At 45.2% G+C, this 12,256-nt stretch carries 7 protein-coding genes; all 7 read right to left on the bottom strand.

What is annotated here, in order from left to right; genetic code table 11:
- Window positions 1-91: 91 nt before the first annotated feature.
- The 7 genes from DN752_RS22480 to DN752_RS22445 all read right to left on the bottom strand — a co-directional run bounded on the left by DN752_RS22480 (window position 92) and on the right by DN752_RS22445 (window position 12,246).
- Entirely contained in the window at window positions 92-1,600 is a 1,509-nt protein-coding gene (locus tag DN752_RS22480; protein ID WP_112786059.1) for a sulfatase-like hydrolase/transferase, read from the bottom strand.
- Between the two features lie 41 nt (window positions 1,601-1,641).
- Window positions 1,642-3,138, bottom strand: a complete 1,497-nt coding sequence (locus DN752_RS22475; protein WP_112786058.1) for a sialate O-acetylesterase — start codon at window positions 3,136-3,138, stop codon at window positions 1,642-1,644.
- Window positions 3,139-3,442: 304 nt separating this feature from the next.
- Window positions 3,443-4,903 (bottom strand): sulfatase family protein, encoded by a 1,461-nt coding sequence (locus tag DN752_RS22470; RefSeq protein WP_112786057.1) that lies wholly within the window; start codon window positions 4,901-4,903, stop codon window positions 3,443-3,445.
- A gap of 551 nt (window positions 4,904-5,454) precedes the next feature.
- Window positions 5,455-5,787 carry a hypothetical protein gene (locus tag DN752_RS24625; RefSeq protein ID WP_162633315.1) on the bottom strand — a complete coding sequence of 111 codons (333 nt, stop codon included), beginning with the start codon at window positions 5,785-5,787 and terminating at the stop codon, window positions 5,455-5,457.
- A gap of 606 nt (window positions 5,788-6,393) precedes the next feature.
- Complete coding sequence (locus DN752_RS22455; RefSeq protein ID WP_162633314.1) at window positions 6,394-8,757, bottom strand: sugar-binding domain-containing protein; 2,364 nt, start codon at window positions 8,755-8,757, stop codon at window positions 6,394-6,396.
- Window positions 8,758-8,816: 59 nt separating this feature from the next.
- Complete coding sequence (locus DN752_RS22450) at window positions 8,817-10,388, bottom strand: glycoside hydrolase (protein WP_245949368.1); 1,572 nt, start codon at window positions 10,386-10,388, stop codon at window positions 8,817-8,819.
- Between the two features lie 157 nt (window positions 10,389-10,545).
- Window positions 10,546-12,246, bottom strand: coding sequence for a RagB/SusD family nutrient uptake outer membrane protein (locus tag DN752_RS22445; RefSeq protein ID WP_112786053.1), 1,701 nt, complete (start codon window positions 12,244-12,246; stop codon window positions 10,546-10,548).
- Window positions 12,247-12,256 lie beyond the last annotated feature (10 nt).

Raw genomic sequence — 12,256 nt, 5'->3', positions numbered from 1 at the left:
TTTTTTTATTGGTTATTCTGCTATTTTTAACCCGGAATATGCATCAGCCTATCCATTGCGGCGATATCGGTTTCTAATGCATATACCGGGTTCAATGGTCAGCTTTTACCTTGTCTTTTGTATCCACGCCTTTGAAGTACTTCTCCAAAACATAAGGAGGCTGTTTATTGTCTGGCTTTTGTCTTAGCTTGGTATAGTCATATTCCATTGGCAGGACCTTGGTTGGGTGGAGATCGGAAGTATCGTCGGAGGTTTCGTGCCAATTTTCCAATAATTCCGTCAACTCTTCTACTTTCTCGGGATGTTGATCCGCTAGGTTATGGAGCTCCAGTGGGTCTTCTGACAAGTTAAACAACTGTGTATACTGCTGTTGTGGATAGTTGATCAGCTTCCAATCAACGGTGCGGACTGCCCTGACGGTATTTCTATAAACGGTATAGATAGCGCTTCTCACCTGCTTGGTTTTTCCCATCAGCACATCTGTAAAATCTGTACCATCGATTTCCTCAGGTACAGGCAATCCACATAGGTTGGCCAATGTGGGGAAAATATCATAAAGGTACAGAAAAGCATCACTGGTTTCCTTCTCCGGAATACCGGGGCCACTCACTATCAACGGCACATTAGTACTGTGTTCGTACAGGTTTTGCTTACCCAGAAGTCCATGGCTGCCCACTGCCAAGCCATTATCCGCAGTATAGATGATGATGGTATTTTCGTAGAGGCCTTTGTCCTTCAATGTTTGGATTACGTCCCCTACCCGCTTATCCAAATGGCTCATTAGGGCATAATAATCAGCCAGCGACTCACGAATGATCTCGGGGCTTCGTGGCCAAGGAGCCAAGGTTTCATCCCGCACATTCATATTGTCAAACTTAAAGGGGTGTGCTTTTTTGAAATTGCCTGGCAAAGGCAGCTCTTCTTGCTCGTACATACCAATATAATCCTCCCTGGGCGATCGAGGATCGTGAGGTGCAGTAAAGGAAACGTAACAGAAAAAGGGGGATTCTTGCCCTCCTTGGGCGTATTCGTTGATATAATCAATGGCCGCATCAGCAAATAGGTCAGTAGAAAATCCTTTTTTGGTTTTCTCTCCCAACTTCCCATCAGGCCCCAGGTCTTGGCATGGTACATTAAAGTGATCCGCCATCCCTCCGACATAGATGTTTTTTCCTTTTTGGAAACTCGCCTCGAAACTGCTTGCTTCGTTGTGCCATTTTCCCGTACCAAAGGTTTCATATCCATATTGGTTAAAGTACATCGGCATGGTTTGCACCCCGTCCAACTTATCATAAACGTGGAAGAGGCTCTTTCCGCTCATAAGCATCGCCCTGCTGGGAGCACAAATAGCCCCATGGTGCCCGCCCATCACATAGTTACGGGTAAACCGCACTCCCCGCTGGGCCAAGGCATCGATATTAGGTGTACGAATATACCCATTACCAGAGCAGCCCAACGCATCAGCGCGCTGATCATCCGCAAAAATAAAGAGGACATTGGGTTTGGGTTTAGTCGTTTTTTGGGTGGATTTCGCTGGATGACACCCCGCACATAGCAGCCCAATGGCACATGTGAACAGCAAGAAATTTAACTTATTCATTTATCTCTTCTTTCTTTTAGATTATTCACTGTCAATACTGCTCATTTCAGTGGCTCAGGTAAAAAGCCATCGGTCCTAAAGGGCCTTGCAGGAAGTCCCGCTCTATTCACCAAATTGACATTGGGCTTTCCCGAAAAGGCATAACGTACATACTTGGGAGCTTTCACCTCATCACTCACCAAAACCACAGTTTCTCCGCTGATAGTGGCAGCTGCCCTATGCCATTCTCCAGTAGCATCAGCCACCCAAAATGCCCTAGGCGCTTCTCCATCGGTGGTTTTCAATCCTTGGGCTTCATAAAGCTGCACCACCAACTTATCTCCCTTGATTTCAATATCCTTTAAAAAAGGACCCTTTGCCCTGGTGTCTTTATCCAGGGTCTCGGAGGCCGCCATGAGTGCTAGTCGCCTACCAATGGGCAGCTTGTCCTTGGGATGAATGTCCCATAGGTCTCCCAGGTCTATCGTGTTGATGATCTGGACACTGTCCAAACATTCTGCTTGGTATTGGGACGCTCTCATCCACGCCCAAGAAGGTGTCCAAGGCTCCTCGCTGAAATCTCCTAAATCACTGTCTTTATTCTTCTTGCCGACAAAGCCCGGCAGGCTAACGCCAAAAAAATGGAACGGATCACCCTCCCACTCTGCACGCAATCTTGACACCCAAAGAGGAAGTGTCTTACCATACTGAAGCATATCTTCTATGCTTTTGGTATTGGCTTCTCCCTGATACCAGACCATCCCGCGAATGGTAAACGGTGCCAAAGGTTTCAACATGGCATTATAAATGATGTTTGGCTGCGTTCGTAAGAAGATGTCTTCTTGCCTGGATCGCTCAGTCGAGGATAGTATCTTCGCTATCCTTTCCCTTTTACTACTATCTCCATCGAACTGCACCATAATTTCTTTAAAATGAGGAAGCATGTGCTCCATATCCCGGGGCATCCAGCCCTCGATAGAAGAACTCCCCCAAGCAGTGAGTATGATCCCTATGGGCACACCTGCTTCGAGTTCTAAAAAATGTGCAAAGCTAAAAGCCACTGCACTGGAGGGGTTCCCTAATTTCCACTCCCCTTCCAGATAATCCTGCTCGGTAAAGGCTACCGTGTTAGTTACGTTAAATGTCCGGATATTTTTTGCTGCTCCTTCCAATTCCTTTATTTCCGGTATCCCTCCATACCCCATGACCATATTTGACTGACCAGTACAGATCCATACCTCTCCTATCATGACATCTTCATAGTTGATGGATTCCTCGTCAGTTTTTACCTGCAATAAAAATGGCCCTCCTGCTGACTGTGGGGGCAGTTGGGTCTTCCAAGCACCTGATGAATCAGCAACGATGCTTTTTTCTACTTTTCCTAAAAATACACTGACGTGCTCATTGGGCTTAGCTTCTCCCCATATATTTATAGGTTTGCCCCTTTGCAGGACCATGTGCTCCGTAAAGGGTGAGCCAAGTTTTAACTCTTGGCCAAAGAGGTATTGGCTCAAAGAAAGGGAAAACAGGGCAATTAATATAATCGTCTTTTGGGTCATGCTATTGTGTTTAATAAGTAGCGCCTCATTGCTTACCATCGTTGGTTAACCCCGGTTATGCATTAGCCTATTTATTGCATACTCCGGGTTTAGCTGAACATGATATGGCAAGCCATCAGCACCAAGTCAAACACAATGATCGCTACTATTGCCCACAAGCCTTATAATTATTCATTCAATTTATCTTGAATATTAACCATACATCCTTCCCCTAGCCTGTGTTTGGCTTTAATGATGGCTCAGGGGCGCCAGTCCTTTATAGGCTATCTATTCTTGGCCATTTCACCCATCAAGGTTATTGCATTTATTGACCGTTTAGTTTTCCGATTTCTCGGTTTCCTTTTCCCTTTTTTATCCCAATATTCAGATCGCCCAATTCTTCCCGTGCTTCTTCTACGACGACCATTAGCTCCTTCACTTTTTCGGGATGGTATTGGATTACATTGTACTGTTCTCCAGGATCACGCATCATATTATAAAGCGCTGGGTTACCGATTACTCTCTCGACTCTTTTGCCACCATTGCCATCATTACCGGGCTCGGCATCATAAGAACTATAGGTATGCGGCAATACCAACTTCCAATTACCTTTTCGTACAGCGTTCAAGTTATTGGTCCCAAAATAGTAAAGTATCGTTTCCCTTGGACTGGCACTGAAATCGCCTTTCAATAAAGGGCTAATATCCACACCATCTATTTTGTTTTCGGATAATTGCCCCCCTGAGATGGAAGCAAACGTAGGAAGAAGGTCGATGGCACATGCAAGTTGGCTGCAGATGGTACCTTCGGGGACTTTTTCGGGCCATTTTACAATAAAAGGCACTCGTTGTCCACCTTCCCAGCTCGTTGTTTTCCCTTCCCGCAGACCACCAGCGGAGCCGGCATGGTTGCCGTAGTTTAACCAAGGGCCGTTGTCAGTGGTGAATACAATGATGGTATTTTCTGTTAACCGATTTCTATCAACGGCTTTTATTATCTGCCCCACGGACCAATCTACCTCCATCATGACATCTCCATAGAGGCCCTGTTCGCTTTTCCCCCTGAACTTATCCGATACACCCAGTGGAATATGGGCCATCGTATGAGGTACATAAAGGAAAAATGGAGCACCTGCATTCCTGTCAATAAAGTCCACTGCCTTTTCGGTATAGAGGGTGGTAAGCATATCCTGATCTTCTAGGCTAGAAATAGTCGCTATCTGCTCATTGCCTTCGATCAAGGGCAATTCAGGAAAATTACCTTTCCACGTCCCTTTGGGGGACTTTTCGCCATTTACATTTGAGTAGGGCCACATATCGTTAGAATAGGGCAATCCTACAAATTCATCAAAGCCATGTTGTAAAGGAAGAAATTCCTTTTGCCACCCTAAATGCCATTTCCCAAAACATGCCGTAGCATAACCTTGGTCTTTAAACATTTCTGCCATGGTATACTCTTTTGTATTGAGTCCCACTTCATCCCTCGGAAATAAGGCCTTTGCTACCCCTATCCTATTTGGATAGCAGCCTGTCATAAGCCCTGCACGGGATGCACTGCACACGGGCTGGGCAGCATAAAAATTAGTGAAACGCATGCCGTCACTTGCCATTTTATCTATGTTCGGGGTTTCAAAACCCGTAGCGCCATAACTGCCCACATCTCCATATCCCTCATCATCGATAAATATTACTATTACATTCGGTTGGTCGTTGGTTTCCTGGCTTTTGGCAGGGTAATGGACTAGCAGTAAAACTGGCATTAACAGTGCCCAGGCTAAATTTTTCATTTTTCGTTATTTGGTTTATCATCTAAATCACGTAGTGTATTTCTCCTTTATCTCCGACAGACAACCTGTGCTACTCCATATCCAAGGTATACATGACAGGAGCTATGCCTCTGTGATAAAAAAAGCGTTACTTTTAAAATTCACTGTAAAAAGGACCACCCTAGAGATATCATCATATTTAGAAAAACACCCTTAATAAAATTCTGACACATGCACATTTTAGAAAGTAAATAGGGCTTGATATCGAATTAGCACATTATCTATTCTGCACAATGATACATATTATTAAAGTTAATTCTTATAATTTTTCATTCAATAACTCTTGATATTAAATTATTGGAGTCCGGGTAAAAATTTTGTTTTGGAAAGAAATTCGTTAAAACCCACTCCTGAATTCCCAAAAGGGACCTTTCTGATCACCCCTTCTGAGGACGGGATAGTTTTCGGAAATCGAAACAACCTTTTCTTTTATCGATTAAACCTACTTTTTCAGCGTATGTAAAATTTAGGCCAACAACAGCAGGCTTTAACCCGGATTCAATGCCGTTTAGTTAAGGGGATTTCCTTCTTTTCATATACCTAAAAGTCCTTTTTTTGATTGACTTTGGCTGGGGAAACCTGATCATATTGGTGGATTTTATCCTTTTCCTTTTTTCCCCCGAAAGCCTTCGGGGCAGGCTATTGATGAAAAAAGAAGGAAAAAAATCTAGACCGGTGGTATGTCTTTTAAAATGGAACATGGATTTACCCTGCGACCGAGATCCGTCACCCATTTTAATTTCCACCCTATGGCTACGACCTAAAAGGCAGTGGGTCTCGCTGTTCCACGACGCGAGCCAACTCCCTTTCTTAACGGCCTCCACCATCGGCTGGAAAACAGGCATACCAAGGGCCGTAATAAGGAAGCGATACCTTTTTTGGCTCAGGGGGCTTATTGTTCTCGCTCAACTTGGTTACTTAAGAAAATATACCACTACATGGAATAATGATGATAATTTATCCATAAGAAACTTATTAATCGGATCCGCCTTGCAGGTATTGGACGTTAAGAAATTAAAAAGCGGGTGGGCAAAAAGGCAGGCTTGTTTGACGAAATGCTACCCTAAAAGAATGTTGGCAGATAAAGAAGGTTTACCTGGCTTTAGATAGGACTGCTTGGCTTTAGACAGGAGGAGTTTGCCTGCATGAGGGGAGGTTTTAATTTTAGGCCAATAGATGCACAGCGGCGGGGTTTTTTGGTTACTTTTTTGACCTGAAGCAAAAAAGTGACAAAGGTAAAGAGATGAAAACCATCTTGGAATTTAGCAGAAAAATAATAGAACCAATATTTCCAAATACACACTAACTAAACGGCATTGACTCCGGGTTTAATTGAATTCCTTGGTCCGCCACCCCACCAAAACAATCAACGTTGCACAGGCCAACGTCAACTAAAAAGGCCATCTGCTTTACAGACGGCCTTTTTGTATCAATCCCTCAATTGGTGTTTTCTAATTAAATTCTCTGTTCACCGATTGCAGACCATTACTACTTACCACCACTTGGACTTTATCAGCTCCATTTGGCACTTTAATATAGGCCTTTAATCGCCCATTGTAGGTTTTCCTAGAAGACGATTTGTAGTTTTCATGACTACTTCGGTCACCACTCTCTAGCCCTAAAAGGACCGCTCCTCCCTCTAGTTCGATATCCACCTCTTGATCTGAATGAGGCACTCGGTTACCGTTTTGGTCTGCCAGACATATATCCATTATAAGGATCTTTTCTCCATTCAAAGGATCCTCTTCACCCTCTTCGATGCTCACTTTCATATGGTCCAAGTCTCCTGGGGTCTGAACGGTATAGGAAGCCACTTCACTGCCATTTTGATACCCTATGGCCTGTAATTCACCTGGAGCATACTCCACCATCCAGCCTGGCATATCCTTATCATCATAGACGATTTCTTTTTTACCAAGGGATTCTCCATTCAGGAATAGTTCTACCTCATCTACATTGGCGTAACAGGCCACCCATAACTTTTCTCCTTGCTCGCCTTGCCAAATCCCTTCCATTCCCCGTCTACGATGAAGGTTCTCTTCCTTGTCTGTCATAGCGAGATACACCATAGGCGATTCATTCCAAAGACTCTTTCTGAAGTAATAATCGGGTTTGGGATAGCCTGCCAAGTCTATGATGCCAGCACCGCTGCTTCGTTCTGGCCAAGGTCTAGCCTCACCCAAAAAGTCAAATGCAGTCCATAAAAACTGTGACGCAATATAGGGATGATCGGTGACAGCCTTCCACGCAGAGAGGGCGTCGCCATTTTCACTCCCATAGATGACCCTGTTTGGATAAGCTTTATGGTCCTCTTCATACCTGTATTCTTGGTAATTATAACCTACTATATCCAGTGCTCCTGGATAGCTGGTGTGATTTGACATGGTCACTCCAGCCAAAGCAGCTGTAACAGGCCTAGTGTTGTCCACGGCTTTCACAGCACTGACCAGACCACTTGCCAGCTCTCCCAACCTAGAGGCCGCTGGATTATCCTTCTGGTATCCTTTACCATAAATCTGTGGATTACGTCCTTCGTCCAATACAGGGTGGCTATAGGGGTCATTGGGATAATCGATTTCATTTCCTACACTCCACATGATGATAGAAGGGTGGTTGCGCGAGCGCAAAACCATGTCCTTTACATCCTGTCGCCCCCATTCCGCAAAAGCATCGTAAGAACCGTCATTTCCGGGAGTGCCTACATTCCAGCCCTCAATCCATTTGTTCTTGCCTACTTCCCACTCATCAAAAGCTTCGTCCTGTACCAAAAAGCCCATTTCATCACACAGGTCATATAGGTAGTCCTGGTGGGGATAATGGCTCATTCTTATGGCATTACAGCCCAGTTTTTTTAGTGTTGCCAAACGTTGCGCCCATACTGCCTCGGGTACTGCGGCACCCAGGGCTCCAGCGTCGTGATGAATACAAACGCCCTTCAGCAAGGTGTTTTCTCCATTTAGGAAAAAACCTTCCTGCGCATCAAAGCGAAACGTCCGTAGTCCTACCTTATCCTGCCAAAAATCGATTTGCTCACCATTCTTGTGGATACTCACTTCCAAGTCATAGAGGTAGGGATCATCAGGTGACCAGAGCATTGGATCCATAATGCTGAACGATAAGGTTTCTTGGTTATAATTACCTGCCGGCAAAAAACTCTCCACTGTCTGCTCACCCACGGTATGACCATTGGCATCCAGCAGCTTGGCTACCACTTGGACAGGGGATGTCTGTGCTGCTTCATTTTGGATAGCTACTTGGACTTGTATATCAGCTCGTGTGGACGTCACATCAGGACTGGTAAAAAACACCCCCCAAGGCTGGATGTGCTGCTTGGCCTTGGATAGCAAATAGACATTACGGTAGATTCCTGATCCGGTATAGTACCTGGAATCGGCATATTCCCGGTGGTCTGCCTTGACGACCAACTGATTGTCCCCTGCTTTTAAGTATGGAGTAAGGTCATAGTAAAAGGCTAAAAAACCATTGGGACGTTTCCCTAAATGATGGCCATTGATCCACACTTCACTGTTTTTGTAGACTCCATCAAAATAGATCGTATACTGGCGGGATGGATCATATTCCTCCATAGTAAACGACTTTTTATACCAGCCAATACCACCTGGCAAAAAACCCGTTCCACTGGCCAGTTCCGGACTAAAGGGTCCTTCTACTGACCAATCATGGGGCAACGAGATGGACCGCCAAGAGGTAATAGACGACATAGCTTCTTCGTATTCCGTCATATTATCGGCCTTGGCAAATTGCCAATCCTCATTGAAAAGCGCCATGCCCTGATGTTGGGCTTGCGCAGGCATACTTAAAACGATGAAAATTAACAGTGGAAAAAATCCACATAAGTATCTTCTAAACATGATCATTTGGGTAATTGGTTAACAGTAACGGTTACAATAGAGCGTGCAGGAATCACCACTGTCTCCTCCTCTAGGACTAGTGGCGTCAACTCGTGCTCCTTAGAGGTGATATAGCCTTGGTGAGCAGTGATGGTCTCACCATCGATGGCCAGCGCTGCTTCTACTTCATCGATCCCCGAATTGACGATGACATACACCATTTCGTCTGCTTCTGGTGATGAAAAGGCAGAAACCAGGAAGTTTGCCGACTGCAACTCATCTCCATCCAATACCACTCCCTTTCGCTGAAAACCTGGACGGATAAACCGACTATAGTTGCCCAGTGCCCACAACATCTTGCTATCCTCAAAATCTCCATCTTCTTTATTTTTATCTATGTAGATGAGCCCATCCTTATAGTCATAGGGAGAAATGGCCAACCACCAATGCCAAGCTGAAGCATTGGCAATGACAAGGTCATTATGGATCACCCTGGCCATATAAAGGGCCGGGTCTATCCCCAAATCCTTGCCACTTCCATTGATCTCTCCGCCATTATTTCCCAATATACAGTACTCACTCATCCAAAACTCCAAGTCGTCCACTTCTGATATTGCCCGTTGGAGGTTTTTACGCTGCTGGACTGCCGAAGTAAATGGAGATGTCGTAAAGTAGCTGTGTCCGGAAATTGCTTGTCCTACATGATCCAGATGGCCAATAAAATCTTCCGATTCATCACCAAAAAAAGCGGCTATCTGAGACCCTCGCTGGGGCTTATCGGAATTTTCATAGAGGTAATTGATCTTTCCGGCTTCAGCTATATCAATTTTGGTGGACAACCCGGATGCGGTCAGGGAAGCGTCCAAACTTCGGACTATCCCCGCGATATCCGAATTGAGGAACGGAGTACCTTCTTGTCCTGCATCGGACCAGTCCCACTGAGGCTCATTTACCGGACTTACATAATCCACTGAAAGCCCTTTCTCTTCCAGTCCAGTGATTACATTGGCCAAATAATTACCAAAATCATCAAATCGATCTTCGCTCAGGTTTGGATTTCCATCATTTGCATATGCTTTGCCATTTTTGGTCATATAAACTGGTGGACTGTTGGGGAATACCAATAAATTGGGAACCCCAAGTTCTTGTGCAGCTTGGGCAAACCACACTTGGCCGGCTTGTTTGCTCCAGTCGTAATTGCCATCGGCTTTTAGAAAGGATTCTGCTCTGCGCCACTCGTCTTTAATATCGCTATCATCGCCCTGTTCTGCACTGCCAGCGCCTACATTAAATCTCCAAAGGGACAAGCCTATTCCTTTGGGATGACCTTGGGCATCTTGATCCCTGCTAAAAAGAAGCTCTGCCATGGCCGTCTTTTTGCTATCTGGCCATAATCCTACAAATTGGCACGACCAAGCATCCGAAGCACCAAAATGCGCCATCGTCTGATAGGTATCTTCTTGCTTCACATCAATTTTTAATTGCTTCGGGGGCTTCGCTTCAGGTTGGGTCTGCTTGCTTTCTGACTGGCAGGAGTAAAAAAGCATCCCCATCCCCATCAACCAAAAAGCCTTGTTCAGTTTATTTATCTTCATTTGTCATCCTCATGGTTTTATCATTCAATTAGTCTCTGTTACAGTGACAGGTTCCAAACTATTTAACCCCGCAGTAAATTGTCCACTGCATAAATCAGGTCGAATAGATAAAGAAAACCTGCCTTCCCACATAAGGAAGACAGGTGTTTCTCGGCTGTTAATTATAACCAGGGTTTTGCCCCAGCTGATTGTCGGAGGCCAAAATCTCTGCACGTGGAATCGGCAACCAATAATGCTGGTCAAAAAACTGTTTGCCTTCCAGTGCCACTTTTCTTTCGTAAGTCAAACTTCCGTCTTCATCCTTTGTGATATTGATGCCATAGGCAGTGGTATTTTCTACTTCATCCGCTATCATCCACCTTCGCACATCATAGTAGCGGTGCTCTTCAAAGGCCAACTCTATCCTACGTTCTTGACGGATACGTTCACGCATTTCATCCTGCGTCAACCCAGCAGGCAACGGCGGCATCTCCACCCCAGCCCTGTCTCTGATGGCATTAACCGCTTCATAGACACTGGCATCTGGACCCACCGCTTCGTTTTGGGCCTCTGCATAGTTAAGCAAAATTTCTGCATAGCGAAAGTATATCCAATTTTGAGTACCGGCTACATCCCAAGGGTTTCGAATGGGCAATTCTTCATTAATGAACTTTTTGAGGTAATAGCCACTCTTACTGGTATTCCAGTTGGAAGGACCGTCTTGGCTATCCTTTCCACCCGGCAAAAAGGTCTCGACCTCACTGCCACGGTAAGTAGCTCCATTGTAGAGAATGGTTTCATAAAACCTTGGATCCCTATTTTCATATGGGGCACTGGCATGGGCTTCGTTTTCCCAATCAAACGATGTCCCATCCATCATTTCATAGTCATCTACCAAATTCTGAAGTGGCACATTGCCTCCCCAACCATCATAGCTATTGGGGCCATTGGCGATTTCCAATGCTGTATGGCGTGAATTGATATTATAATAGCGCGCAAAGATGATTTCCACATTGCTCTGGGGAGTCAAGAACAATTCCCCGTACCCACCTTGATACAGGCTGTACTGCTGCAAGTCCATTACATCTTGGGCTGCACTGGCGGCTTCCTGCCATAACTGTTGGTCGTTTTCTCCGTCAGTAAATAGCGGGCTTGCCGCATACAACAATAACCTGGCCTTTAGAGCCAGAGCGGCCCCTTGTGTGGCACGACCTTCTTGCCAGCTGCCGTTATTGGTAAGGGGAAGGATGCCTGCGGCTTCATCCAACTCATCGACTACATAGGCAATCGCGGCTTCCTTATCGGTTTTTTCAAAAAACTTAGGGTCTGTAAAGTCTTCGCCCAGTTCAGGTACATCGTCTCCCATGAGCACCACGTCCCCGTAGTTCCGAATCAAATCATGATAACGAAAGGCCCGGATAAACTTAAGTTCAGCGATTAGCCTGTCCTTGCCAGCCTGACTCATGGGCAGCTCACCGATATTGGCCAATGCATAATTACATTCCCTGATGCTTCTGTATGATCGCCCCCAAAAGGTCCCTGCGATGCCGGTATTTTCTGGAGACAATTGCCCTTGTTGGATTATCCAGGTATTGTCATCGTTATTATAAATGGATTCATCTGTCAAAGAACTCCACAGAGCGTATTCGAAACCTCGTCCAAATCCGGGGAGATTACCGTCCCCTTCTTTATTGGTGAGGCGAACCCCAAGGTACCTATTGATCACATATGCTTCAAATAAAGTAGAATCAGAAAGTATGGAGGCATCTGAAATCCTGTCTGTTGGGACAATGTCCAAGAAGTCTTCCTTGCAGCCGACCAGTAGTAACCCGATCAGTGCAATTCCCATAAATGGTTTGATAATATCTTGTCTTTTCATGTCGGTCGGG

This window comes from Echinicola strongylocentroti, from assembly GCF_003260975.1.
Taxonomy (GTDB): Bacteria; Bacteroidota; Bacteroidia; order Cytophagales; family Cyclobacteriaceae; genus Echinicola; species Echinicola strongylocentroti.
Note: the sequence above shows the minus strand (reverse complement) of the source record. Positions and strands in the feature narration are given on the sequence as shown.